The organism is Bacillus sp. FSL W8-1141, from assembly GCF_038593205.1.
Classification (GTDB): domain Bacteria; phylum Bacillota; class Bacilli; order Bacillales; family Bacillaceae; genus Bacillus; species Bacillus altitudinis.
This window is the reverse complement of record NZ_CP151973.1, coordinates 2,765,586-2,792,530: the sequence shown is the minus strand read 5'-3', so window position 1 is coordinate 2,792,530 and position 26,945 is coordinate 2,765,586. Positions and strand designations below refer to the sequence as shown.

General features: G+C 40.8%; 27 protein-coding genes and 1 other annotated feature. Of the genes, 20 read left to right on the top strand and 7 right to left on the bottom strand.

Features of this window, described 5'->3' with window-relative positions:
* Positions 1-191: 191 nt before the first annotated feature.
* Entirely contained in the window at positions 192-968 is a 777-nt protein-coding gene (locus tag NSQ52_RS14290; RefSeq protein WP_144680040.1) for a sporulation protein, read from the top strand.
* Between the two features lie 19 nt (positions 969-987).
* On the opposite strand, the gene NSQ52_RS14285 is transcribed toward NSQ52_RS14290, so the two are convergent.
* Positions 988-1,566 (bottom strand): class I SAM-dependent methyltransferase, encoded by a 579-nt coding sequence (locus tag NSQ52_RS14285; protein WP_342473492.1) that lies wholly within the window; start codon positions 1,564-1,566, stop codon positions 988-990.
* Positions 1,563-2,528, bottom strand: a complete 966-nt coding sequence (locus NSQ52_RS14280) for a TIGR01212 family radical SAM protein (RefSeq protein WP_342473491.1) — start codon at positions 2,526-2,528, stop codon at positions 1,563-1,565. The genes NSQ52_RS14285 and NSQ52_RS14280 overlap by 4 nt, the downstream gene beginning before the upstream one ends.
* A gap of 152 nt (positions 2,529-2,680) precedes the next feature.
* On the opposite strand from NSQ52_RS14280, the gene NSQ52_RS14275 reads away from it, so the two are divergent.
* The 8 genes from NSQ52_RS14275 (at position 2,681) to NSQ52_RS14240 (ending at position 8,149) form a co-directional block, all read left to right on the top strand.
* Positions 2,681-2,956 carry a YtzC family protein gene (locus NSQ52_RS14275; RefSeq protein WP_017367895.1) on the top strand — a complete coding sequence of 92 codons (276 nt, stop codon included), beginning with the start codon at positions 2,681-2,683 and terminating at the stop codon, positions 2,954-2,956.
* A gap of 137 nt (positions 2,957-3,093) precedes the next feature.
* Positions 3,094-3,426, top strand: coding sequence for a hypothetical protein (locus NSQ52_RS14270; protein WP_061419967.1), 333 nt, complete (start codon positions 3,094-3,096; stop codon positions 3,424-3,426).
* Positions 3,427-3,691: 265 nt separating this feature from the next.
* On the top strand, positions 3,692-3,871 hold the full coding sequence (locus NSQ52_RS14265; RefSeq protein ID WP_008342991.1) for a hypothetical protein: 180 nt from the start codon (positions 3,692-3,694) through the stop codon (positions 3,869-3,871).
* Between the two features lie 17 nt (positions 3,872-3,888).
* Entirely contained in the window at positions 3,889-4,281 is a 393-nt protein-coding gene (locus tag NSQ52_RS14260; protein WP_024719312.1) for a GntR family transcriptional regulator, read from the top strand.
* Positions 4,274-5,152, top strand: coding sequence for an ABC transporter ATP-binding protein (locus NSQ52_RS14255; RefSeq protein WP_007501894.1), 879 nt, complete (start codon positions 4,274-4,276; stop codon positions 5,150-5,152). The genes NSQ52_RS14260 and NSQ52_RS14255 overlap by 8 nt, the downstream gene beginning before the upstream one ends.
* Positions 5,146-6,129 (top strand): ABC transporter ATP-binding protein, encoded by a 984-nt coding sequence (locus NSQ52_RS14250; protein ID WP_047945254.1) that lies wholly within the window; start codon positions 5,146-5,148, stop codon positions 6,127-6,129. The genes NSQ52_RS14255 and NSQ52_RS14250 overlap by 7 nt, the downstream gene beginning before the upstream one ends.
* A 21-nt stretch (positions 6,130-6,150) precedes the next feature.
* Positions 6,151-6,849 (top strand): ABC transporter ATP-binding protein, encoded by a 699-nt coding sequence (locus tag NSQ52_RS14245; protein WP_007501890.1) that lies wholly within the window; start codon positions 6,151-6,153, stop codon positions 6,847-6,849.
* Positions 6,839-8,149, top strand: coding sequence for an FtsX-like permease family protein (locus tag NSQ52_RS14240; protein WP_335364556.1), 1,311 nt, complete (start codon positions 6,839-6,841; stop codon positions 8,147-8,149). The genes NSQ52_RS14245 and NSQ52_RS14240 overlap by 11 nt, the downstream gene beginning before the upstream one ends.
* Before the next feature lie 60 nt (positions 8,150-8,209).
* On the opposite strand, the gene NSQ52_RS14235 is transcribed toward NSQ52_RS14240, so the two are convergent.
* Both NSQ52_RS14235 and NSQ52_RS14230 read right to left on the bottom strand, forming a co-directional pair.
* A complete protein-coding gene (locus tag NSQ52_RS14235; protein WP_338704081.1) occupies positions 8,210-8,908 on the bottom strand; it encodes a hypothetical protein in 699 nt (232 codons plus the stop codon).
* A gap of 84 nt (positions 8,909-8,992) precedes the next feature.
* Positions 8,993-9,796, bottom strand: coding sequence for an STAS domain-containing protein (locus tag NSQ52_RS14230; RefSeq protein WP_007501884.1), 804 nt, complete (start codon positions 9,794-9,796; stop codon positions 8,993-8,995).
* A gap of 426 nt (positions 9,797-10,222) precedes the next feature.
* On the opposite strand from NSQ52_RS14230, the gene NSQ52_RS14225 reads away from it, so the two are divergent.
* From NSQ52_RS14225 to NSQ52_RS14200, 6 genes are all read left to right on the top strand, one after another.
* Entirely contained in the window at positions 10,223-10,552 is a 330-nt protein-coding gene (locus tag NSQ52_RS14225) for a DUF4257 domain-containing protein (RefSeq protein ID WP_008343006.1), read from the top strand.
* A 102-nt stretch (positions 10,553-10,654) separates the two neighbouring features.
* Positions 10,655-10,876: a binding site (T-box leader), on the top strand.
* Positions 10,877-10,973: 97 nt separating this feature from the next.
* Positions 10,974-13,388, top strand: coding sequence for a leucine--tRNA ligase (leuS, locus tag NSQ52_RS14220; protein ID WP_342473490.1), 2,415 nt, complete (start codon positions 10,974-10,976; stop codon positions 13,386-13,388).
* A 130-nt stretch (positions 13,389-13,518) separates the two neighbouring features.
* Positions 13,519-14,421: an alpha/beta fold hydrolase gene (locus NSQ52_RS14215; RefSeq protein WP_017367887.1), complete on the top strand. Its 903-nt coding sequence runs from the start codon at positions 13,519-13,521 to the stop codon at positions 14,419-14,421.
* A 52-nt stretch (positions 14,422-14,473) separates the two neighbouring features.
* Positions 14,474-15,226, top strand: a complete 753-nt coding sequence (locus tag NSQ52_RS14210; RefSeq protein ID WP_096881760.1) for an NAD(P)-dependent oxidoreductase — start codon at positions 14,474-14,476, stop codon at positions 15,224-15,226.
* 218 nt (positions 15,227-15,444) lie between these two features.
* A complete protein-coding gene (locus NSQ52_RS14205) occupies positions 15,445-16,305 on the top strand; it encodes a carbohydrate ABC transporter permease (RefSeq protein ID WP_113767071.1) in 861 nt (286 codons plus the stop codon).
* A gap of 25 nt (positions 16,306-16,330) precedes the next feature.
* The gene (locus tag NSQ52_RS14200) at positions 16,331-17,830 is read left to right on the top strand and encodes an extracellular solute-binding protein (protein WP_342473487.1); all 1,500 of its coding nucleotides are present in this window, start codon (positions 16,331-16,333) and stop codon (positions 17,828-17,830) included.
* Between the two features lie 44 nt (positions 17,831-17,874).
* On the opposite strand, the gene NSQ52_RS14195 is transcribed toward NSQ52_RS14200, so the two are convergent.
* Together NSQ52_RS14195 and NSQ52_RS14190 are read right to left on the bottom strand one after the other, a co-directional pair.
* Entirely contained in the window at positions 17,875-18,714 is an 840-nt protein-coding gene (locus tag NSQ52_RS14195; RefSeq protein WP_061419961.1) for an aldo/keto reductase, read from the bottom strand.
* Between the two features lie 13 nt (positions 18,715-18,727).
* Positions 18,728-19,915, bottom strand: a complete 1,188-nt coding sequence (locus tag NSQ52_RS14190) for an MFS transporter (RefSeq protein WP_024719303.1) — start codon at positions 19,913-19,915, stop codon at positions 18,728-18,730.
* Positions 19,916-20,069: 154 nt separating this feature from the next.
* On the opposite strand from NSQ52_RS14190, the gene NSQ52_RS14185 reads away from it, so the two are divergent.
* The gene (locus tag NSQ52_RS14185) at positions 20,070-20,441 is read left to right on the top strand and encodes a helix-turn-helix domain-containing protein (RefSeq protein ID WP_008343017.1); all 372 of its coding nucleotides are present in this window, start codon (positions 20,070-20,072) and stop codon (positions 20,439-20,441) included.
* A gap of 35 nt (positions 20,442-20,476) precedes the next feature.
* Here NSQ52_RS14185 and NSQ52_RS14180 read toward each other — a convergent pair whose 3' ends face one another.
* On the bottom strand, positions 20,477-22,777 hold the full coding sequence (locus tag NSQ52_RS14180; protein ID WP_019743703.1) for a helix-turn-helix domain-containing protein: 2,301 nt from the start codon (positions 22,775-22,777) through the stop codon (positions 20,477-20,479).
* A gap of 231 nt (positions 22,778-23,008) precedes the next feature.
* Here NSQ52_RS14180 and NSQ52_RS14175 point away from each other — a divergent pair, with 231 nt between their 5' ends.
* The 4 genes from NSQ52_RS14175 to NSQ52_RS14160 are packed head-to-tail and all read left to right on the top strand — an operon-like array spanning position 23,009 to position 26,934.
* A complete protein-coding gene (locus tag NSQ52_RS14175) occupies positions 23,009-23,974 on the top strand; it encodes a sugar ABC transporter permease (RefSeq protein WP_008343019.1) in 966 nt (321 codons plus the stop codon).
* Between the two features lie 18 nt (positions 23,975-23,992).
* A complete protein-coding gene (locus NSQ52_RS14170) occupies positions 23,993-25,105 on the top strand; it encodes a glycoside hydrolase family 105 protein (protein ID WP_138278899.1) in 1,113 nt (370 codons plus the stop codon).
* Positions 25,102-25,626: a hypothetical protein gene (locus NSQ52_RS14165; RefSeq protein ID WP_047945265.1), complete on the top strand. Its 525-nt coding sequence runs from the start codon at positions 25,102-25,104 to the stop codon at positions 25,624-25,626. The genes NSQ52_RS14170 and NSQ52_RS14165 overlap by 4 nt, the downstream gene beginning before the upstream one ends.
* Before the next feature lie 18 nt (positions 25,627-25,644).
* Complete coding sequence (locus tag NSQ52_RS14160; protein WP_138278897.1) at positions 25,645-26,934, top strand: Gfo/Idh/MocA family oxidoreductase; 1,290 nt, start codon at positions 25,645-25,647, stop codon at positions 26,932-26,934.
* Positions 26,935-26,945: the final 11 nt, after the last annotated feature.

The following is a 26,945-nucleotide window of genomic DNA, read 5'->3' as shown; positions in this document are numbered from 1 at the left end:
TACAAGCTTTTTTGTTTTGAACTGTTTTGCTTTGGGCCATGTACAGTTCTTTTATGATTACAATCCTCTTATTTGCTACCGATATTATTCTTAGTGTGCGAAAAGTAGGAGAAAAGTATGAATCAAGCGAATCGTATCTCCTTCTTATGGCGTATATTTGTTGGAAATTTTAAAAAAGGGGAAGGTCGAATATGTCGTTTTTTAAAAAGTTTGCAGCAAGTGTAGGAATCGGTGCAGCAAAAGTGGATACAATTTTGGAGAAAGATGCGTATGAACCGGGAGAAGAAGTAAAGGGAACAGTCCATGTGAAGGGCGGAAAAGTGCCTCAAGATATTCGCTATATTGATTTAAAGTTGAATACATGGTACACCATCGTAAAAGATGATGAAGAGCAGCGAAAATACACAACGATCCATTCTGTCCGAGTGACTGAATCATTCACGATTCAGCCAGGGGAAGCTCATCAGTTTACTTTCTCTTTTTACCTTCCTCTTGATACACCAATGACTGTAGGTAAAGTAGAGGTGGCTGTTGTGACAGACCTTGATATTCAAGGTGGTATTGATAAATCTGATCATGACCGCATTTTTGTAAGCGCGCACCCGTGGGTGAATCGTGTGCTTGAAGCTGTTGGAAACTTAGGCTTTCACCTTCATGAAGCAGACTGCGAAGAAGCACCTTATTTCAGGCGCCGCCTTCCCTTTGTTCAAGAGTTTGAGTTCATACCGACTTCCGATTATTATCGTCAAATGCTTGATGAGTTAGAGGTGATTTTCTTCATTGATGAAGAGGGGCTAGATCTCATTTTTGAAGTTGACCGCAGAGCAAGAGGGCTGCGTGGCTGGCTGGAAGAAATGTATAATGACGGAGAACAGCTTGTACGTGTCCGCTTTACTCGATCAGAGCTTGCAGATGCAGAAGAGCTAGAAGTAGTGCTTGAAGAAATCATTGACCAATACGCTTATTAAATAATAAAACTCAAATCCATTAAGAGGATTTGAGTTTTTTTTCGATGGCTACCACAAAGGGCGGGTCGTTTTGAATATTCATGTATTGATAAGATATCACCTGTACTTCTTCGTGATGGAGTGTTTTGCAATAATCAAGGAGGATGTCCTTCTCTTTTTTTCCTTCAGGGTGCCCGTGGTAAATCACAAGAACGATCAGACCTCCAGGCTTTAACCAATCAATGAGCTGTTTGATCGCTTCAATGGTCGTATGGGCCTGAGTCGTGACGGTTTTATCGCCTCCTGGTAAGTACCCAAGATTGAACACTGCACCAGATATGTGACCATAAGCATCCGCTGGCAGATGCTCAGCAAGTTGTTCATGTCCGTCATGGATCAGGTGAACGTTTGGATAGTGCTTACCAAGTCTTTTGCTTGTTTGCTCAATGGCTTCCTTCTGTACATCGAATGCGAAAACTTGTCCATCTCTCCCGACAAGGTCAGCTAAATAGCGTGTATCATGGCCATTTCCCATCGTTGCATCAATGACAATATCGCCTTTTTGACAAGCACGTTCTAACAGCTCTTTACTAAAAGGGAGCATCCGTTTTAAAATCATTTTGCCGCTTCTTCCAATCTGACGAAGCGTTTACCTTGGTAGCTGTTACGTCTTTCAAGCTCAGCATTAATGGCATTGAGCACTTCCCATTTATTCACACTCCACATTGGACCTACCATTAATTCAATGGGACCATCGCCTGTAATACGATGAATAATCATTTCTGGGGGCAGGATCTCCAGCTGATCACAGACAAGCTGGACATATTCCTCTTGGCTGAGAAACTCTAGTTTGCCTTTCTCATATTGCTTTACCATCGGTGTTCCTTTTAACAGGTGAAGTAGATGAATTTTAATTCCTTGCACATCTAAATCAGCGACAGCTTTTGCTGTTTCCATCATCATATCTGGGTTTTCAAGAGGAAGACCGTTGATGATATGTGAACAGACTCGAATGCCATGTTTTCGCAGTTTTTCTACACCTTTTACGTAGCATTCATAATCATGGGCACGGTTGATGAGCATCGCTGTCCGCTCATGCACAGTTTGTAGACCAAGTTCAACCCATAAATACGTCCGTTCGTTTAACTCAGCTAAATATTCCACGACGTCATCTGGCAGGCAATCAGGTCTTGTGGCAATCGATAAACCAACCACTCCATCCAGATTCATGACGGTTTCGTATTTTTCTTTTAAAACAGGAAGCGGCGCATGTGTGTTTGTGTAAGCTTGGAAATACGCCATGTATTTTCCATCTTTCCATTTTGTATGCATCCGGTCCTTGATTTCATTAAATTGAGTGATGAGATCATCCGCCCGGTTCCCTGCAAAATCACCAGATCCTGCTGCGCTGCAAAATGTGCAGCCTCCATGTGCGACAGTACCATCACGGTTTGGACAATCAAAGCCGCCGTCTAATGCGACTTTAAATACTTTATGACCAAAGTGCTCACGCAAATGATAATTCCATGTGTGATAACGTTTTTCGCTGTTTGAATATAAAAAAGGGTTATGCTGATCCAAGTCAGTAACCTCCTTGCATAATAATAGGCATCCTTAAAGTTTAACAAAAATCACGAAAGAGGACAATTGAATCTGTCCAACATTTTCTTTAGTGAAAAAGCTTTACGTGGGCAAAATAGGCGAGAGCAATGATGAAATGGAGGGATGGCTAGATGGCAACTAGAAAATCAATCGATGAATTTGTCCAAAAAAGCACTGAGACTCTTGAGTTTGCAAGCGAACAGTTTGATTTGAGCTCTCGCCAAGAACATTATAACGTAGAAGAATTTTCAAAAGCGCAGCTCATGCTTGAGGATGCGGTGAATGAATTAGAAAAGTTAAAAGATGTCGCCAATGATCAGCAAAGAGAACGTTTAGACAGAACGCGTGTACAAATTCAAAGTCTGCAAAACCAAATGATTTTAGGTATTTCATACGAGAACGAATGATGAACAGATCCTTCTTTTAAGGGTCTGTTTTTATTTTTTGGCTGTTTTCGCAAAGTTGTTTTTGGATAAATAGGTTTTTATTCTGTTAAAGTATGTTATATATAGAAATTGCAAATATCTTCAAGGGGGTAGAAGAAATGTTGGAGACTCTTCCTGATTGGTTTTGGGCATTATATTACTTGTTTTTCTTAGCAACATTAGGAACCGCAATATTCAGTGTTGTGAAAAATAAACATAGGGGATTGTCCATTCTAACCATTGTATTTACTGTTACAATTCCGATTATTAGCCTGATAAATAGCATTGGTAGAGTAGAAGGAATGAATGAATTTGAACACTTATTTAGTCAATTGCGACAGGGTGCAGTTTGGTCTATCTTTACAGTTATAGGCTATATATTTTTATTAGTATGGTGGGTGCTAATCCTGTTCAAAAGCAAGTCCAAAAACAAAGTAATAGTATCTAATTAAAACATTGTAGAGACCTCAATATTCGGGGTCTTTTATTATGCACTTTTTCAGGCGATTATGAAAGTTATTAACGTGTTGAACACCCTAAACCAGAAGCAAACCTGGCTTCCGAAAGCTTTTAAGTAGCTTCGTCATTTTATCTGGTTCGTCTGCCTATTTTTTTCTAGAGTCTCTTGACTTTTCAATTAAGTGTCTATATTGTATTAAGTGTACTACATCAACTAATACACTACAGACACTTAAACGTGAAGAAAGGTGTTTAACCATGAAAAAAGAAAAAAAACCAATCAATTTAAAGTGGATGGTGCTGGCTGTTGCGTTAGCATGTACATTTTTTTTCGTTCTCGTTTTCATTGGTTTTGAAGTTCAAAAAGATTTTATTCCAAATTCGGTCCCTTTAATGCAAGGACATGATCAAGCGATAGGACTGCAAAAGCATGAATGAGAAAAGAGGGAGCCATCATGATTCAAATAGATCCAAGAAGCGCTGCACCAATATATGAACAAATCATTGAGCAGTTAAAAATTTTGTGCTTAAAAGGCGTGATGAAACCAGGTGACAAACTGCCCTCTGTGAGAGAGCTTGCCACCATTATTATTGCGAATCCAAACACCGTCAGCAAAGCGTATAAAGAGCTTGAACGGGAAGGAATTATTGAAACATTAAGAGGCCGTGGAACGTATGTGACAGAAGGTGCACAGTTAAAGCTGAATGAAGGGAAGGTGTTAGAGATGAAGGAGCAATTAAGGCAACTCATTATTGAAGCTCATTATGCCGGTATTGATATTCATCAACTCAAAGAGTGGCTGGAGGAGATCAGCTCAAGTCTAAAAGGAGGAAAACAAGTTGATTGAGGTCAGAAATGTATCAAAGAAATTAAATGGACGCGAAGTACTCAGCAACGTTTCCTTCAAGATAGGCGAAGGAGAGATCTTTGGTCTGCTTGGCCGGAATGGCTCTGGTAAAACAACACTTCTTCGCTTGATTCAGCAAATCCTTCTTCCAGATGAAGGAGAGATTTATTTTAAAGATGTACTCGTAAAAGACCACCCGTTAGTGAAGCAAAATATTGTGTATATGCCAGTCGTAAATCCCTACTTTGACCGGTACAATTATGGACAGCTTGTGAAGCTGTTAAAACAACTGTATCCAAAGTTTGACGTGACATATGCCAATGAGCTTGTGAACCGGTATGAGATTCCGGAAAAAGTGAAATACCGTGAATTGTCGACAGGTCTAAAGAAACAGCTATCCCTCATTTTAAGTTTTGCCATCAAACCAGCAGTCATTTTGTTAGATGAGCCGACAGACGGGATTGATGCAGTCACAAGAAATGACGTTCTTCAGCTGATGATTGACGAGGTGGCAGAACGACAAACAACGATTTTAATTACATCTCACCGTTTAGAGGATATTGAGCGTATGTGTAACCGAATCGGGTTTTTGGAAGGAAATCAGCTCACAAGTGTTATGGATTTAGACGAATTAAAGAATGACTACGTTAAAATCCAGATGGCATTTGAAGAGGATATGAACTTAAGTATTAGAAAAAAAGGCGTTGCCATCTTAGATCAAGCGGGTGTGTTCTATACAGCACTTGTACTCAAAACAGATGAAGAAGCAAAAGAGTATTTGAAATCGCTTGAACCAAAAGTCTGGCATGAACTGCCTGTAAATTTAGAAGAAGTATTCATTGCGAAGTTTGGAGGGAAACGCAGATGGTAAAGCGGCAATTGTTATATAAGGAATGGAAGCAGTCTGAGCTGACATTCATTTTAGTGATGCTTGTTGCGGTATTTGCGACGCCATTATCCTTTTTAATGGAATACTCATCCTTTCAAGATTGTTTAGAAAACCGAGAATGTCTAATGGATACAACAACATTCACTTATATTTTTAAGACGGACGCATTTCTCTCACTTTCATGGGTCATGGGAATATTTTTTGCTGTGATTCAGCTAGGATTTGAAAGAAATAAAGGGCAGATGGACTTTACCGTATCCTTGCCGTTTAGTAGAAGTTCCATCTTTCACACAAAGTTTTTCTTAGGTGCTGGAATTATTGCAAGTGTTCATGCTGTTTCATACCTTCTCATTTATTTATTAAAATTAGGTCTTGGGCCAATAGAGACACCTGGATTCAACAGTCATTATTTCTCTGCGTTGTTGTCAGCCTTGATGATCTATAGTTTGTTTTTTGCAGCAGGTGCTTTAACAGGGAGTGCTATTTCTCAAGCAATCGTTGGATTTAGTACAGCTATTTTACCTTACTTAGTGATTGGTTTACCAATCCTTCATTTAGATTTTATCTTTAAAACAAGCGGGATGTGGCTGGATAAAATCTTTAATTTTTTGATCACGCCCATTTCCCCCATTACTTATATTACAGCTAACAGTTTTTATCAGGAATATCCGCTTTGGTTCAATGGTGAAGAATACATCGTTCCAATTGTCATGATGTTGCTATTTTACCTTATAGGCTTGTTTAGCTTTATTAAACATCCAATTGAACGAAATGGCCGATTCTTCCTTTATTCAATAATGGATCGCCCAATTCAAATTATGGTGATCGTGTTTGGCGTCTTAGGGTTTGGCTGGGTTGGTTTCTCTTCAGATTCATTAATTGGATATTTTGTTGGCATGTGCATCGGTGGAGCTGTAGGCGCACTGACGAGTTATTTCTTAATCTATCGAAAAAGATAAACAGAGAGCAGGGGAGTAGAGATGATTCAAATTCAATCGTTAGATCATGTGTTTAAAATTGGGAAAAAGGGCAGGGAGAACGAGATTCCTGTGCTCAAAGACATTGACTTGTCTATTAAAAGAGGCGAAATTGCATGTATCGTCGGACGAAGCGGTTCGGGGAAATCAACTTTACTGAATTTAATATCGGGATATATTACGCCAACAAGCGGACAAATTATGGTTGATGGCACCAATGTGACCGGCTTTAATGAGAAAGAATGGGCAGACTTTCGGTTAGATCATTTTGGCTTTATCTTTCAAAGCTTTCAATTGATCGGGAGTTTAACAACATATGAGAACGTTGAACTTCCGCTCACTTTAAAAGGTGTGAAGCCGTCTGAGCGAAAAGTGAAAGTAAAGGAAATGCTGAAACGAGTTGGTCTTGAACATCACGCAGGGCATTATCCTAATGAACTGTCAGGTGGACAGCAGCAGCGTGTGAGTATTGCAAGAGCCTTGATCCTTAATCCGTCTATTATTTTAGCAGATGAACCAACAGGCAGTCTGGATTCAGAAACTGAAGGCGAAATTCTAGCCTTTATCCAGCAGCTTAATCGTGAAAAAGGAATTACATTTGTCATCATTACACATGACGATGAAGTCGCTTCAATCGCAGACACAACGTTCCAGCTTCATGATGGTGTATTAAAGAAAGGGGATCAGTCCATTGAAATTTAGAGATCAGGTCAAATTCATCAGAAGAAATATGAAGAAAAATAGATTGCGTGTGTTTATGACCATACTTGCAACGACAATGGCATGCTCTTTCTTAATCGTTCTAGCGTCAGTTGGTTTTGGTCTGCAAAAATCGGCTCAAGATGAAATCATGAAACAACAAATTATCACAGAAATTAAAGTGTTAGGCAAAGAAAAAGGTGACGTCAAGGTTGACGATTTAAAGAAATATGATCATGCGAAATCTGTCGTTGCGAGAACGTCAATCATTCCATCGGTTCACGTCGAGCTCGATAATCGCTCAAGTGATACGCAGGCTGTACTGACAGATATGAAAGAAGAAAAAGAGGCAGGCCTTGAACTAGACCGTGGAAAAGTCCCAACATCGGCGAATGAAATTGTAGTTGGGTATCAAATGGCAGAACAACTTTGGACGGAAAAAGAACGAAAAGACTATGAAAAAGAAATGAATCAGACATCAAATGGTGAAGATACACCGGAAGAGCCAAAAGGCTATACGAAGGAAATTTTAAACAAAGTCATTCAAATCAAGGTGCCAAAACTGAATGAAGAAAATGAAGTGGTGAAAGAAAAGACGTTCGATTTCCGTGTCGTCGGTGTATTGAAGAAACCGAATTTGGAGTGGCAGCAGGATCATAAAATTCTTATTCCGAATGCTTATCAAAAAGAATTTAGTCAAGTGCTCGATCTGTCTCCTGATGCAGGAAATGTCGAAAAAATGACGTCTGTCTATGCTGATAAGTTCGACAATGTCGGTACGCTCACAGATAAGCTGACAGATGACGGCTATCAAGTCATCTCTGTGACGAATCAGCTTGAAGGAATGGATATGTTCTTTACAGTCTTTAAAATTGGACTCATCTTTGTTGGATGTATTGCGGTAATTATTTCGGCGATCGGCATTTTCAATACGATGACAATGGCCGTAACAGAGCGGACACAAGAGATTGGGATCATGAAAGCCATCGGTGCGAATCCTTCCATTATTAAGCGAATGTTCCTCATGGAAAGTGCTTATATTGGGGTAATTGGATCGATCATCGGGATTATCATCTCGTACATCGTTAGTTTTGCAGTGAATTTAATCATTCCAGCAATTTTGTCTTCTATGTCTGAAGGGGGATCCAGTGATCAATTCTCGATCACCTTCTCCTATATTCCGCTAAGCCTTGTGGTCACAGCAACAGTGATTAGTGCAGGAGTCGCCATTATTTCTGGACTCAATCCAGCACGTAAGGCGACAAAAACGAATGTATTAACAGCATTAAGAAGAGAAATTTAAAGAAGAACCTCCTGTACCTATATTGGGCTGACAGGAGGTTTTTTTATCGTCAAAAGATGTCTATTGCTTTGGTGCCCGGTACCCTGCACGCTCAGCTTCTTCTACGGAGCAGAACATTTTGGTCACGTTTTTTGTCCGTGAGTAGTATCTGCTGCTCGGTGTGTGATATATGCCGTTGACACTTCCTTTAATATTACAGGCGGCAGATTCTTTTTTTGTTTCTTTTTGTGACTCATGACCGCCAGTATTCGACCCATCATCTTTAGGAGCAGATCGCTGGGCCGATGACGTGGTGTCTTTGTTTACTTTCTGGTGTTCTTTTTTGAGTGTTTCGTTTGTAGAGGTGAGCTTGTCTATTTTCTCTTCAAGCTCATGGATGGTTTTTTCTTGCTGTTTGACTGTCTTCTTTTCGGAGGTGATGGTTTCTAATTTCTTGGATAGCTTTTCTTTTTCTTTGGTCACGTCTTCTAAAGAGGCCGTCAGCGTTTCTTTGTCTTCCTTTAGACGAGAAATGTCAGATGCTAATTGTTTTTGCTCTTTCAGCAGCTGTTCAGAAGATGGATCTGCTTGTGCTTTCGGAGCACCTGTGCCGGCAAACGGTAATGACATAATAGAAAAAACAAGACCAATGGTCAAAAAAGAATAGAAGAGTTTTTTTGAAAAGATTTGTTGATTTTGGTGTTTAAGTAATAAGAAATTGACGGCATATCCTATGGCGAAACAAATACATAAAAGACCTATGATGAGTAACATCATCATCTGGCAGCCCCCCTATATCGCTATTTATACCTATCATACCTCATTTTTCCATTTTGGGGAGCGGTTCAATTAAAAAAACCCTGTTTAAACAGGGTTTTCAGCTAATGGCAATCCTTTGATTGCTTCTTTTACTGTTAAATAAGTGATCGTATTCTGGAAGTCTGTATCTAAGTCTTTCATTTTCATCGCAAGCTGTGGTTTGATCCCAGTGATGATGAGTTCAGTTCCAGTTAAGTTCAGCAGGTGATGCAGTTTGAAAATTCGCGCTGCAACGGAATCATCGACATCAATTAAACCAGAAAGATCGACAATTAAATAATCATCCTTTGAATCTTCTAATATACAAGTTAACTTCGCGACGATAGCATCAAAGCGTTCTTCTGATAATTTTCCGATGAGTGGAAGAGCGGAAACACCATTTTTGATTGGGACAATTGGCGTCGACAGAGAGGTGACTTCCTGTAAGGAATCTTCTAGGAGTTGTTCATATTCTTTCTGCTTTGTAATGTCCTTTTGAAAGCCAATAAAAAATGTTTTGTCATCTTGTTCAATGTATAGAGGGTCTATATTGAGTTCATTCCAAAAAAAAGTACCGTCTTTTTTATAATTTTTGAGCTGTGTGGTAATAGGTGTTTTGTTTTGAATTCCGTGACGTATTAAGGCAAGTTGCTCTTGATTTGTGTCTTTTCCTTGGAGGAATCGACAATTACGTCCAAGAATCTCATCTGGTTTATATCCAGTCATTTGTGTAAAGCCATGATTCACATAAACGATAGGGTTATCCTCTAAAGAAGGGTCTGTAATGACAACACCAATCCGCGCATGATCCAGCGCTTTTTTTATGAGTTCAAGCTGTTTTTGCAAGCCGAAGATGTTCGAGCTGACCATATTACCCTCCTTTGCTGCTGCTATCAGACATTTAAGATGGTTTTTTTTAAAACCAAATGAATTCTTTTTAAACGTAACATAACATATGTTCTGTTTCAATGATTGCAATCGCTTTGTTAAATTTGTCATCATAGTTTGTCCTCCATTAGAATAGAGTAAGTAAGGAGACTTTTCATTAGAAAAAGAAGGGATCATTTGAGGATAATTCATAAAATGACAAAAATAGTTAATATGGATTAGGTGAAAATGATTCCAATGCATCAAGATTGTTTTTGGGTCATTCACATATAATGGAAGAAACAAGCTTTTTTTCTTCGTTAGAGAGAATAGACCTTTTACATGGATTATGACGGAACAGCAGAATGGCATTACAGGGGGCTGGACAGCCTGAAGTCGCTTTACTATTCTAAGGGCTTTAGGAAGGTGATGAAAATGCTGCAACAAGTCATTATTGCTTGCGCCATTGGAGGGGTCATGGGCATTCTCGGTCACGTAAAGAAAAAAGGCAGGCTAGAGAAGCCCAGAATGACAAAGAAGTTTATTTATCTAGGGTTTATTGAAGATTGGCTCGTTGGGATGATTGCTGCTACACTGCTTGTCTTATCCTCAAATCCCGAATCTAGTCTGCACTTGATCATCTTATCCATTATTTCAGGTTACGGAGGAGAAGCAGTTCTGCGAAGCTTCGATTTTGTGAGAGAAGAACGTTCACAGGATGCAGGCTCCAACCGTCATAACCGATCTCCACACGAATAATATCCTCACTTTACCCTAGTCTAGGGTACATTCCCATTGTATACAAACCTGCTTGCACTTATGATCATAATTCTATAAAATACTACTTAGATGACGGTTACGATAAGAACAGTGAAGAGGAGTAGTAGGAAAGCAGTATTTGTCTTTAGAGAATTGACGGCTGGTGAAAGTCAATCAAATCTGCTTCTGAACTCGCCTCAGAGTTGCAGTTGCGTTAAAGCTTCTGTCGCATGTCTGCGTTAAAGATATTAAGTGAGCGTATGAACAGTTCATGACGCTAACAAGGGTGGTACCGCGGGAACCAAAAAATCTCTCGTCCCTTTCCAGGGATGAGGGTTTTTTGTTGATTTTAGAAAAATCTGAATTCTTGCAGTGGTCATCTGAGCAGATAAAGCCGTACATATTAAAGGAGGTTTTCACATTGAGTTTTCAGCATCGGGAAATTGAAAAAAAGTGGCAGGATTATTGGCTGACACATAAAACATTCGCCACATCTGACTCGGAAGATAAACCAAAGTTTTATGCGCTAGATATGTTTCCTTATCCATCAGGAGCAGGGCTTCATGTAGGGCATCCTGAAGGATACACAGCAACGGATATTTTATCACGTATGAAACGTATGCAGGGCTACGATGTTCTTCATCCAATGGGATGGGACGCATTTGGTCTTCCAGCGGAACAATATGCGCTGGATACAGGAAATGATCCAGCTGAATTTACAGAAGAGAACATTAATAATTTCCGCCGTCAAATTCAATCATTGGGCTTCTCGTATGATTGGGATCGAGAAATTAACACGACAGATCCGAATTATTATAAATGGACCCAGTGGATTTTCTTGAAATTGTACGAAAAAGGATTGGCGTATATTGATGAAGTACCTGTAAACTGGTGCCCAGCACTTGGTACAGTCCTTGCAAATGAAGAAGTCATTGATGGGAAAAGTGAGCGCGGAGGGCATCCTGTTGAAAGACGTCCAATGAAGCAATGGATGCTAAAAATTACAGCATATGCGGACAGGCTGTTAGAAGATTTAGAAGACATTGATTGGCCTGAAAGCATCAAAGATATGCAGCGCAACTGGATTGGTCGTTCTGAAGGTGCACATGTTCACTTCGAAGTAGAAGGACATGACGAACAGTTTACGGTGTTTACAACACGTCCTGATACACTATTTGGTGCAACATATGCCGTTCTTGCACCAGAGCATGCACTAGTTGAAAAAATTACAACAGCTGCTCAAAAAGAAGCAGTTGAAGCATATATCAAAGAAATTCAGTCTAAGAGTGACTTAGAGCGAACAGATCTTGCTAAAACGAAAACGGGCATTTTCACAGGTGCTTATGCCATCAATCCATTGAATGGGGCAAAGATGCCGATCTGGATTGCAGATTATGTGTTAGCCACATATGGCACTGGAGCGATCATGGCAGTTCCTGCTCATGATGAGCGTGATTATGAATTCGCCAAAACATTCGATCTTCCAATCAAAGAGGTTGTCGAAGGTGGAGACATTGACAAAGAAGCTTACACAGGTGATGGAAAGCACATCAACTCTGATTTCTTAAACGGCTTAGGGAAAGAAGAAGCAATTGAAAAAGCGATTGCATGGCTGGAAGAACATCAAAAAGGTGAAAAGAAAGTCACTTATCGTTTAAGAGACTGGCTGTTCAGCCGTCAGCGTTACTGGGGAGAGCCAATTCCAATTATTCATTGGGAGGACGGAACATCTTCAGCTGTTTCAGAAGAAGAGCTTCCACTGATTTTGCCTAAGACGACTGAGATTAAGCCAAGCGGAACAGGTGAATCACCTTTAGCGAATATTAAAGATTGGGTAGAGGTCGTCGATCCAGTGACAGGTAAAAAAGGACGCCGTGAAACCAATACGATGCCACAATGGGCAGGTAGCTGCTGGTACTTCTTACGTTATATTGATCCACATAACACAGAAGAACTTGCATCGCCTGAAAAGCTGAAGAAATGGCTTCCGGTTGATGTGTATATTGGTGGAGCAGAACATGCTGTGCTTCATCTGCTATATGCACGATTCTGGCATAAATTCTTGTATGATATTGGTGTTGTTCCAACAAAAGAACCGTTCATGAAATTGTTCAACCAAGGAATGATTCTTGGTGAAAATAATGAAAAAATGAGTAAATCAAAAGGGAATGTTGTCAACCCAGATGATATCGTAGAATCTCATGGTGCAGATACATTAAGACTGTATGAAATGTTCATGGGACCTTTAGATGCATCGATTGCTTGGTCTGAAACAGGTCTTGATGGTGCTCGTCGTTTCCTAGATCGTGTATGGCGTCTGTTTACAAATGAAGATGGCTCCATCAGTGATAAAGTGACAGAGCAATCTGGCGGCGCATTAGAGCGCAGCTACCATGAAACCGTCATGAAGGTAACGGATCATTATGAAGGCTTACGTTTCAATACTGGGATTTCACAATTAATGGTGTTCATCAACGATGCATACAAGGCTGACACACTGCCGAAAGAATATGCAGAAGGATTTGTGAAACTTCTTTCTCCGATTGCACCGCATGTAGCGGAAGAGCTTTGGAATAAACTTGGTCATGAAGGGTCTATTTCTTATGAAGCATGGCCGCAATATGATGAGTCAAAACTTGTCGATGATGAAGTGGAAATTGTCGTACAGATAAATGGAAAAGTGAAAGCAAAATTAACGGTCCCTGCTGATGCAACAAAAGAGCAGCTAGAAGAGCTTGCGAAAAATGATGCACGGATAAAAGAACAGCTTGAAGGGAAAACAATCCGTAAAGTGATTGCAGTTCCTGGAAAACTTGTCAATATTGTCGCGAACTAATGAACGCACCCATCGGTATCAGCCGATGGGTGTTGTTTATTTCCCGGGACATAATTTTGTCGAAAACAAGGTAATTCCTCCATCAATCTCGTATTTAACAAGTTGATCAAGAAAATGAGGAGTGACGTCAATGGAAAAGGAAAGCAAACGTGAACAACTGCTCAGTTTATTAGGGGAAATGCCGGAGCGCCATCGTGTGGAGGCGTATACGTTAAAGATTGAGGAACGTGAATCGTACTTAGTAGAAACACTCATTCTCTCTATTCATGGGGTGGAGGAAGTTCCGGCTTATTTTGTGAAGCCGAAAGATACAGTGAAAAAAAGGCCTGTTGTCTTGTTTCAGCATTCTCATGGTGGGAATTATGTGGATGGGAAAGAAGAGTTATTGAAGGGGGCTCATTATTTGCAAGCGCCTTCATACGCAAAAGAATTCACTTCAAAGGGCTATAGTGTGTTGGCGATTGATCATGCGGGATTTGGTGAAAGAAGGGGAAGAACAGAAAGTGAAATTTTCAAAGAAATGCTGTTAACAGGAAAAGTGATGTGGGGCATGATGCTGTATGAGAGCATGTGTGCAATTGATTATTTGCTGTCCCGCTCTGATGTGCTTCCAGAGCGTTTAGCTGTTTTTGGGATGTCAATGGGCGGCCTTCTTTCATGGTGGACGGCAGCACTTGATGAGAGGGTCAGTGTGTGTGTGGATCTTTGCGCACAGGTTGATCATCACACATTGATTGAAACAAATCATTTAGATAGACACGGTTTTTACTATTATGTACCGAGCTTAGCTAAGCACTTTACAGCAGCTGACATCCAAGAAATGATTTTCCCAAGACCGCATTTAAGCTTAGTTGGAAAGCATGATCAGCTTACACCTGCTGAAGGTGTTGGACGAATTCAACAGACATTAAGTCAAGCCTATCAAGCTGCTTCCTTAAAGGAACGTTATCAGCTTGTAGGTTTACATGCAGGTCATTTTGAAACGGCTGCTATGCGCCACGAGGCTACACGTTTTTTGAAAAAGTGGCTGTAATCAATAGACGGCATGGACATACTACTCCGATAGAAGATGAAGGAGGAAACAGATGAAAAAAATCACCATGATTGGCGGATGTGGTGTCATCGGACGTTTATTAACTAAAGAGCTCTCTTCGGAGTATGACCTGACCATCATTGATCAAACAAGATGTGTAGAAGAAGTCATTTTTGCAAATGCGGCAATTGAAGAGGAGTTGTTTCAAGCCATTCCAAGAGATACAGATGTGATCATTCATCTTTTAAACATAGGCATGACGCATGATGTGATGAATGAAAAGGAGTTTACAAAAATGAATGATGTGTTTTGGATAAGCACGTATAATATGTTTCGTTCAGCGGCCCGGTTAAGCATTCCAAAAGTCATTTTTGCAAGCAGTAACCATGTGACAGATCGCTATGAAAAAGATGGTCACTCCTTACTAGGGCGAGAAATTACGACTGATGATGTACCAGCAACGAAAAATGTGTATGGCATTTTAAAATTTGCTTCCGAACAGCTTGGACGTTTGTTTCACGATCAAACAGGTATGTCTGTCATCAATTTGAGAATTGGAACCGTCGTGACAGATGAGATGGAAGGATTGCACACTAAAAAAAGAACGAAACGAACGCTTCTTTCACATGAAGACCTTTTCGGCATGATCAAGGCTGCCATCGAAACGGACGTTCCATTCGGGACTTATTATGCTGTATCAGAAAACGAAGGAAAACCTTGGTCTACTGAGAAAACGAAGCAGGAGTTAGGCTACAGGCCAGATGTCAATACGGCAGAAATTTTGAAAGAAAACGATCAGGCATAGGGCATAATCATGACATTAGCTCATGATCTTTTTCTTTTCATTGATGAGGCTAAAAGCACGAATGGCATGATCATCTCTGTGGTCTGTCATGATGATTATAGACGCTTTCTTCCCCCGTTTGTTACATTTTAATCACGATATCGTCAAAGGCTGCAGCTTATGTTCAGACGAAATGATAACGCTTACAAAGAAAGGGCGTGATGAACATAGATCGTTCTATTAAAGGCCGATTGTTCAATGTATTTAATTACTCTTTTCTACTCATGTTCGCATTAATATGTGTGCTCCCGTTCATCCATGTCATTGCCGCCTCTTTTGCGACAGTAGAAGAGGTCATCTCAAAGAAGTTTATTTTGTTTCCAACGACGTTTTCTCTAGAGGCCTATCGCTATATCTTTTCTACAGATATTGTGTATCGCAGCCTGATTGTATCCATTCTTGTGACATTCGTTGGAACAGCGGTCAGCATGTTTTTATCCTCACTCATGGCGTATGGGCTGTCTCGTCAGGAGCTAAAGGGCCGAAGAACCCTCATGTTTCTCGTTGTCTTTACGATGCTGTTTAGCGGAGGGATGATTCCGACGTTTATCGTCGTGAAAACACTTGGGCTGCTTGATACTTACTGGTCACTCATTCTGCCAGTGGCCATCAATGCATTCAATTTGATCATTTTGAAAAACTTCTTTCAAAACATACCGGCTAGCCTTGAAGAATCAGCGAAGATGGACGGCTGTAACGATTTAGGGATCTTCTTTAAAATCGTGCTGCCACTTTCTTTGCCAGCTATTGCGACGATTTCACTTTTTTATGCCGTGACGTATTGGAATACGTACATGACAGCCATTTTATATTTAAACGATTCGGTGAAATGGCCAATTCAGGTCCTGTTAAGACAAATCGTCATTGTATCAAGCGGTATGCAGGGAGATATGTCAGATATGGGCTCATCAACACCGCCGCCAGACCAAACCATTAAAATGGCGGTCATCGTCGTGGCGACCATTCCCGTTCTGCTTGTCTATCCATTTATTCAAAAGCATTTCAACAAAGGGGCATTACTAGGTTCTGTAAAGGGTTAAAAAGATGGAATAACGGAGGGATCTTATGGGGAGAAAGAAATTATGGCTGATTGCCTTTGTTTTGTTATTTGCCGCAAGTGGTATTCTGTCAGCTTGTTCAAGTAAAGGGACAAGCTCATCAGATGAAAAGGTTGATTTAGACAAAAAGGTGAAGCTGACATGGATGGCGATTTTATATCATCAGCAGCCGCCGAAAGAGTCAGTGTTAAAAGAGATTGAGAAGCTCACAAATACAGAGCTTGATATTACGTGGGTGCCTGATGCGGTGAAAGAAGACCGTTTAAATTCAGCACTTGCCGCAGGGAACCTCCCGCAAATTGTGACGATTCAAGACATTAAGAATTCATCTGCTATCAATGCGTTCAGATCAGGCATGTTCTGGGAAATCGGTCCATACTTAAAGGATTATCCAAATTTAAGTAAGATGAACGAACTGATTAATAAAAATGCCTCTATCGATGGGAAGCTTTATGGCATTTATAGAGAGAGACCACTTTCAAGACAAGGGATTGTCATTCGAAAGGATTGGCTTGAAAATTTAAATTTGGATACACCAAAAACGCTGGATGACCTTTATGAAGTAGCCAAGGCATTTACTGAAAAAGATCCGAACAAAAATGGCAAGGACGATACAATTGGTTTTACAGACCGTAACGATTTGATTTACGGTGCATTTAAAACGCTAGGTTCTTATGAAGGAATGCCAACAGATTGGAAAGAAGAAAACGGCAAATTTACGCCAGACTTTATGACGGATGAGTATATGAATACAATGAAATATATGAAAAAACTGCGTGACAATGGCTATATAAACAAAGACTTCCCAGTCACAAGCAAAACGCAGCAGCAAGAATTGTTCTCACAAGGAAAAGCGGGTATCTATGTTGGAAATATGGTAGATGCAGTGAACTTAAGAGATGATGCAACAGATAAGAACATGGAAGTGGATATTATCAACCGAATCAAAGGCCCAGATGGCAAAGAACGTGTATGGGCATCAGGCGGCCATAATGGCATCTTCGCCTTCCCTAAAACAAGCGTCAAATCAGAAGCAGAGTTAAAGAGAATTTTGGCTTTCTTTGACCGCATTGCAGAAGAAGACGTATATGGTCTCATGACGTATGGGATTGATGGAAAGCATTATAACAAACAAGATGGAAATACATTTGTGAGGGAAGAAAGCCAAGTGAAAAGCTGGCAGACAGATGTACAGCCGCTTGTCAGCCTCGTAGGGATTGATAAACGTTACTTGAAAAATAAAGGCGATGCAGTTCGTACAAAATATGAAGAGCTAGAAGAAGACAATAAAAACATCATTGTCGCTAACCCTGCTGAAAGCCTGTATTCAGAAACGGCATCAGAGCGAGGAAATGAATTGAAGAAAATCATCGATGATGCAACCTATAAGTTCATTCTTGGTGATATCAACGAAGAACAATTTAAGAAAGATGTAGAGAAGTGGAAATCAAATGGTGGAAATAAAATCATAGAAGAATATGAAGCTTCCTTTAAAAAATCAAAATGATGAACATGAAGACCCCCGCTTAGTAAAAAGCGGGGGTGTTTTCATTAAAAGTCGAAGTTGTCGGGATCAGGACCAATTCGTTTATTTTCATTTAAAGCAGACAGGCGCTTCATATCCTCATCAGATAGGACAAAATCGAAAATGTCGGCATTTTCTTTTAAACGATGGGCTTTCGTTGATTTAGGAATCGTAATGACGCCTTTTTGCACATCCCAGCGCAAAATAATTTGAGCAGGTGTTTTGCTGTATGTGCCCGCAAGCTCTGTGATCAGCGGGTGTTTTAGCAGTTCCCCCTGCATAAGTGGTGACCAGGCTTCCATTTGGATACCATGTGTTTTCAAATACGTAAACAGCGTTTCCTGCGTGAGTTTTGGATGAAACTCGACTTGATTAATCGCTGGAATGATGTCCGCATCTTTCAATAATTCATCTAGATGATGCGGCTGGAAGTTACTTACACCGATGGCTCTAACTTTTCCTTCACGGTACAGCGTTTCAAGCGCGCGCCATGCTTCCTTGTATTTCCCTTCAACTGGCCAGTGAATTAAATACAGATCAAGGTAATCAAGCTGAAGTTTTTTCAGGCTGTCTTCGTATGCTTTTAGTGTCGCTTCATATCCTAAATCGGCATTCCACACTTTGGATGTCACAAAGATGTCTTCGCGGCGAAGGCCTGTTTCTGCTAGACCAAGTTGTATGCCTCGTCCAACACCTTCTTCATTGCCGTAAATAGAAGCTGTATCAATACTGCGATATCCTAATTGAATGGCTGTTTTAACAGCTTCAATTAATTCCGTTCCCTCTTCAACCTGAAAGACCCCAAGACCAAATCCTGGCATGCGGACGCCGTTGTTTAATGTTTTTGTACTTTGTAAATCGTTCATATGAAAGACTCCTTTAAATGGTTTGTTTGTATTCTTTTTGTTCGATTTGATGACTCACCATCGTGAGTATGGCCGCCATGAGCACCATGATGCCGCCAACCCAGCCGGTATGCACAAGCCCAAGGGTATCTGTCACGATACCGCCTAAAAATGAACCAATGGCGATACCTGCATTAAAGGCAGCGATATTCAGAGCGGAAGCAACATCGACAGCTCCAGGTGTATACCTTTCTGCAAAATCAACGACGGCAACTTGAAGGCCGGGTACATTCATGAAAGCAAACAGTCCCATCAGCATCACAGTTCCAATCCCGAGTGTCATAAATCCAGCAGTAAAGCTAAGGATAAACAAGATGAGACTTTGAATGATAAACATATAAATCAGTGCTTTCATTGGCTGTTTATTCGCTGCTTTTCCGCCAATGACATTCCCAGCGGCGATGGTCATCCCGTATAACAGCAGGATCAAGGCAACTGTTCCAGGCGCAAGACCTGTCACATGCTGCAAGAGAGGGGATAAATAGGTGAAGACGACAAAAGTTCCTCCATACCCTGTAGCAGTAATGACAAATAAAAGCAAAATTCTTTTCGTCTTTAATAAGGCTGCTTGATCCTTAAACGTTGTTTTCACGCCCTGTTTCAATTGAGACGGAACAAGGAAATAGTTAGAAATCAGTGCGATTAGGCCAATCATGACAATCACACCAAATGACGTCCGCCAGCCGAGCTCATGACCAAGAAACGTACCGAATGGCACACCGGTCACAGTAGCGACTGTTAAACCAGTGAACATAAAGGCAATAGCGCTTGCCCGCTTTTCTTTCACCACAAGGCTTGCGGCAATGGTCGAGCCAATCGACATAAATACGCCATGTGATAGGGCTGAAATCACTCGTCCGATTAACAGTACAGAAAAGGTCGGGGCAATCGTGGCGAGTGTATTTCCGATCAAAAAGACGAGCATAATGAGCAAAAGCAATGTCTTTTTGTTCATAGCGGAAGTCAGGGAGGTTAGAATTGGTGCGCCAAAGGTAACACCGAGCGCATATAAAGAAACGGTCCAGCCGGCCTGACTGACACTCACGCCAAAGTCCTCTGAGATCATCGGTAGGAGACCTACAGAGATAAATTCAGTTGTACCTATAGCAAATGCACTAATCGCTAGTGCGAGAAGGGCAAAGTGATTTTGTTTATTTTGCATAGTGATTCACATCCTTCTTTCATGACATTTTAATAGACGAAGACGATCGGCAAGAGTTATTATCTAACATAGATGACAGAAAAAAAAGTACGTACTTTTTTGTAATATAGGTACTAAAAAGTGCCTGTTCAGCATCAAAAGGAGTGAAGCGACGTTGGAAAAGAAGAAATATAATATCTCTGTGGAGGCAACGCTTGAAGTGATCGGCGGGAAATGGAAGTGTGTCATCTTATGTCATTTAACACATGGGAAAAAGCGGACGAGTGAACTGAAGCGCCTCATGCCAAATATCACGCAAAAAATGCTCACACAGCAGCTGAGAGAGCTTGAAAATGACGGTGTGATTAACCGCATTGTATATGAACAAGTGCCGCCTAAAGTGGAGTATGAATTAAGTGAATACGGACAGTCACTTGAGCGAATTTTGAATGCGTTATGTGATTGGGGGGCAGCCCATATTGAACGAGTGTATGGAGAGCCGCTTTCAGTGCTAGAAGACAGCATTCTAAATGAACAGTTTAAATAAAAAAGTCCCGCTTTTTGTGAGAGCGGGACTTTGCTTTATGTGCCTTTTTTCTGATCACGGTATTTCCCAGGTGTCGTGCCTTCCAGCTTTTTAAAGGAGCGGATGAAATTTTGCGGATTTTTATATTTTAGCTTTTCCGAAATTTCTTTCACCGACATATCCGTTTCCACCAACCAGTTTTTGGCGACATGATGTCTGTAAGACGAGAGATATTCACTAAAGGAGATATCCATTTCTTTTCTAAAAATACTGCTTAAATAATTTGGGTTGTAGTGTAGGCGTGTAGCGATTTCGTCCAATGTCAGATCTGAGTCAAATTCTTGATGAATGATATGAATGATTTTCTCTGAGATATTTTTATATTGAGAGTCTTCACGCGCGCCGAGCTGATCAATGATGGGTCGAATGATCTCATGTTTCAGCCACGCTTCTGTATCTTCAAACGTTTTAAACTCAAAGATCGTATCATAGAGCATTTTATTATCTTCGACTTCAAACAATTCAATGCCTAGCAAATGCATCAGCTCGATGAGATTGTTTAAAAAACGAGCGAGAGCAATCTGGTACTCATGTGGTCCAGCATTTTTAGAAAAAATGGATTGCAGAAGCACATGTAAATAGTGATCTGCCTTGCCTTGATCGCCTGCTTTAATGGCATCAAATAAATCATGCTGCAGCTGTTTTGGGAAATGAGTCTTAAACGTCTTTCCTTGCTGAATGTGCTCGTATAAAAGAATGGATTTTTTCTCTGCCTTGAGCCTATATTTTAAGGCTTCTTTTCCCTCAATATAAGCATGTTTGGCCATAGAGAGCTCTTTAAATGAGCGACTGATCCCAATGCTGATCGATAAGCCCAGCTCTTCCTCAATCCGCTGCTGAATTGTTTCGGCTAATTGATTTAAATATTCAGTAAATTCCTCTTCTGACTTCGATTGATTGAGAACAATCGTCGTTTGATGCTGATTGACAACGGTCGGCTGAAGGTGCTCCTCTAGCGGAATAATCTGCTCAATCAGTCCGTTTATCGCAAATAAAAGCAAGTCTGCATCCTTTTTTTCATACGGCGTTCCTTTTAGTGTATCGATTTGGGTCACAAGCATGGACAAATGGGACCAGTCACGAGGAAAGCCTAGACTTTGAAATCGGTTGTGAATCTCTTCTTCCGTCAGTTTGCCAAGCAGCAGCCGCACCATAAAGTATTGCTGTAAGTGGGTCACTTGCTGCTCAATCCGTTCCTCTAGATCATTGTTTTGATCTTTCATTTGTTTAATGCTCGATTCGATGAGCTCAAATTCATTTTGGAAAGGCTGTTTATGCAAAAACGACTCATTACGTGCAAAGGATTCGTATAATAAGCGAATCGGTTTATAAAAGTGTCTAGAGCCAAACCATGAAAATAATAATGAAAGCGCTAACAAAATAAAGCAAATAATAAAGGTGATCCACCCGATTGATTTCGTTTGCTGCTTTAGTTCTGGAATGGAGACAAAGGATAAGTATGTCCATTCGTTATAATCTGATTTTTGAAACGTAATTTGATAGTTTAGTTCATCGATTTTCATATCAAATTGTCCGGATCGTTCTTCAAGTGACAGGACATGTTTGACGAAATCTTGATTTTTTAACGAGTCACCAATTTGTTCTTTTCGATTATGTAGCAGTACTTTTCCGTTTGTATCAATGACAAACATACTATCAGATTGAGAGAAGTCAGGCATGTTGTCAGCAATCACGCAGCTTGGAATGCTGGCGACGGCGATCCCCTTCTTTTGGACACTGTTCATTGGAAGCTGCTTAATTAAATTCACATTGTATTTGCAAAAGGATGTCTTTCCTTCTTTTGTTGAGACAAGTGGATTATTTTCTTCAAGTGCCCAGCTGGAATGACTCGGAATATTGAGGTAAGAGGTTAACGCTTTCTCTTGATCTCCGTTTGAGACATGATAAAGACCAGAATTGTTCATATACCAATCTTCCATTTTACTAACAAGTGTAATATTGGAGAGATCGGTGTCGAAGGTTTGCAGGTAATTCAGTTCTTGCTGGACTTGATTATAAAGTTGGAATTGGTCTGGATTTAAAGGTTCTGCCAGTGTTTGAAGGAGAGGCGGCGAACTGACATAGTGAGTGAGAGAATGATCTACTGTCTTTAGAATATGCTCAATATTGGATTGCGTTTGTTTGACGCTGTCCAGCTTTTCATTTGAAATATTTTCGAGTGCAGTTTTTTGCGAATGCTGATAAGAAAAAATACCGACAATAATAACAGGAATTGTACTAAGCACGAAAAAAAACGTCACCAGCTTGTAATAAAATTTATACTGCTTTCTTTTCATAAAACCCCCCATTTCAAACGAAACAATCTTTTCCCCTTAGTTTATTAATCCAAAAATCTGGTAGGTTTGTCAATAATCATTTTCTGAGATTAGGATCATTTTCTTATGTTTTATGTAACGTTTTGAGTAGCTTCCCCTGAGTAAATATGATCTGATGATATGATTGTAGACGGATTTTTCATCCTTAAGATACAGTTAACACATGCATCAGCATGAGGGGAGGCTTTATCTGTGAAAACACAGGATGTCACTGCCAAGGGTGTGCCTGCGGCAGCTTTGAAAAAAGAAAAGAGAAAGCGCTTACTTAACCAATTACTTAGTCAAAAATTTCTGTATTTAATGATTTTGCCAGGGCTCCTTTATTTTCTTGTCTTTAAATATGTCCCTATGTGGGGGCTGATCATTGCCTTTCAAGATTACCAGCCGTTTCTCGGAATTCTTGGCAGTGAGTGGGTTGGCTTCAAACACTTTATTCGCTTATTTACAGAACCAACATTTTTCATCTTATTAAAAAATACGCTCATTTTATTTGCCATGAATGTCGTGATTTTCTTTCCGATTCCAATCTTATTAGCCCTTCTTTTAAACGAGGTCAGATTGGCACTGTTTAAGAAATTTGTTCAGACAATGATTTATATTCCTCACTTCATGTCATGGGTGATTGTCGTGTCCTTATCTTTTGTTTTGTTAACGGTAGATGGCGGGTTAATCAATGAATTGATTGCTTTCTTCGGAGGAGAAAAGATTAACTTCCTTCTTAGTCAAGAATGGTTTAGACCCATGTACATTTTGCAGGTAATCTGGAGAGAAGCGGGTTGGTCAACCATTATTTATCTTGCAGCGATTACAGCAGTAGATCCGCAGCTATATGAAGCAGCAAAAATGGATGGAGCCGGCAGACTCAGACAAATGTGGCACATCACCCTTCCTGCGATTAAAAGTGTCATTGTTGTACTGCTCATTTTAAAAATCGGTGATACATTAGAGCTTGGATTTGAGCATGTCTATTTATTACTCAATGCGACCAACAGGGAAGTTGCAGAGATTTTTGATACGTATGTGTATACAGCTGGTCTGAAGCAAGGACAATTCAGCTATAGTACCGCTGTTGGTTTATTTAAAGCAGCCGTTGGACTTATTTTGGTCATGATGGCGAACCGTTTAGCAAAGAAGTTTGGAGAAGAAGGGATTTATTAAAAGGGGAGATGAAGACCAATGACATTATCGATTGAAAAGGGATCACCGCTTGAGCATGCAGAGAAATTAGCACAAACAATAATGAAAGCGTATACACCGATTGAACTTCCGCCAGCTGGAAGGTGGCACTATCATCAAGGGGTTTTCCTTTGCGGAGTGATGAAGCTTTACGAAGCAACAGAAAACGAGGCGTACTTTGATTATGTGAAAAATTATGCTGACTCACTCATTGATGACCATGGGAATCTGTTATTCCGCAGAGACGAGCTTGATGCCATTCAAGCAGGGCTGATTTTATTCCCGCTGATTGAAAGAACGGGAGAGAAGCGGTATGTGAAGGCAGCAGAAAAGCTTCGGGGGCTTTACCGGACGCTGAATCGCACGTCTGAGGGCGGTTTCTGGCATAAAGACAATTATGCCTATCAAATGTGGCTAGATGGTCTTTATATGGGTGGGCCTTTTGCTTTAAAGTATGCCCAGTTGACAGGAGAATCGGAGCTGGTGGACATGGTCATCCATCAAGAGCATCTCATGAGAAAGCATACCAAAGATGAAAAAACGGGCCTTTACTATCACGCATGGGATGAACGGAAAGTGATGCCATGGGCTGATCAACAGACGGGCTGTTCCCCAGAATTTTGGGCAAGATCCTTTGGCTGGTATGTCCTTGCGTTAGCCGATATGATCGAAGATTTACCAGAAGGACATGAAGGACGAAAAGTGTGGAAGGACACACTGACAGATATGCTGGAAAGTGTAGCAAAATATCAGGACGACGAGACGGGTTTATGGCATCAAATCATTGATAAAGGAAGTCATAGCGACAATTGGCTTGAAAGCTCAGGGTCATGTCTATTCATATATGCGATGGCAAAAGCCATGAATGAAGGATATGTCAGTCTTCGATATGTTGATCATGTGGTCCAAGCGTATCAAGGATTGATTCAATATAAAACGGAGGAAAAAGACAACGGCGATTTTACGGTGAACGATATTTGTATTGGAACATCTGCGGGATTTTATGATTATTACGTTGGCAGAGAGCGGAGCACGAATGATTTGCATGGAGCAGGCGCTTTTATTATGGCGTTAACTGAACTAGAAAAGCTGTCTGTGTTTCAAAAGGTATGAGGCGGCATCAAAGGGCTGCGGCATGGCTCCTCAGCTTCATCGCTGCCTTTTATTTGTCCGCCTGTCAGGGGAAAACAGAGGGGATTGATGTCCTTATTTTTTCTGACATGTCAAAAGCAATGAAAGACCAATTAGTGGAGAAAGCTTTTCAACCAAATCAGGAGACATACGACGTTCACATCTTCCCTGCAATTCCTGAAAAACTTCTTGTTGAAATAACTGCAAAAGAGGGGGACGTGATGTTTGTCCCGGAAGAAATGTTTAGAACATATGATGATCCTGAAAGCTTTCAGCTGCTTGAAGAGATGCGGATAGATGGCGAAGGGGCAGGACCATATACGGTGGAAGATGCAAAGACGGGAAATACAGTCGATTATGCGGTCCAAATCAAGAAAGGAACGAAGCAGCTAAATGGCTATACCTTTCGATTACACCGAGATATGGTCGCCTTTATTCCTGTGTATGCGGAGAAATCTAAAGAAGCACTGTCTCTCATGAAGCAGCTTCGTGAAAACCAATAGAAAAAGGGGTGGGGGAATGTGAAAAGGGTCGCTGTTTGCGGGCTTAGTCACCGTGCCTTCAATATGTTTATCAAACCGCTCACCGAGGATTTCAACGAGCATTACAGGATTACAGGGCTCTTAGATGTAGATGAGAAGCGGTATACACTTTGTCAGGAGCGTTTTCCATCACTAAGCGGCGTCTCATTTTTTCATGAGGATGCATTTGGTCAGATGGTGAAGGAAGCAAGACCAGATATCGTCATTGTGGCGGGGCGAGATGATACACATGTCACATATATCCTGCAGGCACTGGATCATGATCTGGATGTCATAACGGAAAAGCCGATGGTCACAACAGCAAAAGACGCCAAACAGGTGATGGAAAAAGAGGCAGAAAGCAAAGGGAAGGTCACCGTCACCTTTAATTATCGCTACAATCCATTCCACCGAAAGATAAAAGAGCTCATTTTAGATGGAAAGATTGGAAGGGTTACGTCTGTTGAGTTAAGCTGGCTCATTGATACGTATCACGGAGCCAGTTATTTTAAAAGGTGGAACCGCTCGCGTCAATATTCAGGCGGTCTGTCTATTCATAAATCGACCCATCACTTTGACTTGGTCAACTGGTGGATTGATCAAAAGCCGAAGCAAGTATTTGCCTATGGCGCACTGAATTATTATGGGGATGAAAGTCCTTGGAATCCTTTGCAGGGTGAAGAGAATCGATATTGTGGAACCTGTCATGTAAGAGATACCTGTCATTATGAAGCAAGGTGGAATCCGCGGGTAGAGCGCACAAAGGTGGAGGATGACCATATTGAATCGGGTGAGCAGCAGTCAAAGCAATACTCAAATTATCGCCCGGATGCCTGTATTTTTGATCAAGAAATTGATATTGAGGATACGTATGTGGCATCAGTGGCTTATGATCAGGGGGCTTTGTTAAGTTATTCGATTCAATTTTCAGCGCCATATGAAGGCTACCGGCTTGCGATTAACGGGACGAAGGGACGGATTGAAACAAATGAGTTTCATGTACCATCTAGAATTCCTTTTCAATTTCCAGAACAGACGATTGATTACTACCCAATGTTTGGAGGAAAAGAAACGATTGAAGTTGTGAAGCAATCAGGAGGTCATGGAGGCGGAGATCCGCTATTATTAGCAGATTTATTTTTAGGAAAAGATCCGCTCATTTCTTATGACATTTCGGCAGGAGCAGAGGCGGGGGCTTATTCCATTGCACTTGGCGAAGGCATGTGGCGCTCAGTTGCAGAAAAACGTCCGATTGAAATAGAAGAATTGTTTCAAAAAGAGACGGTGTAACGAGAAAGAGA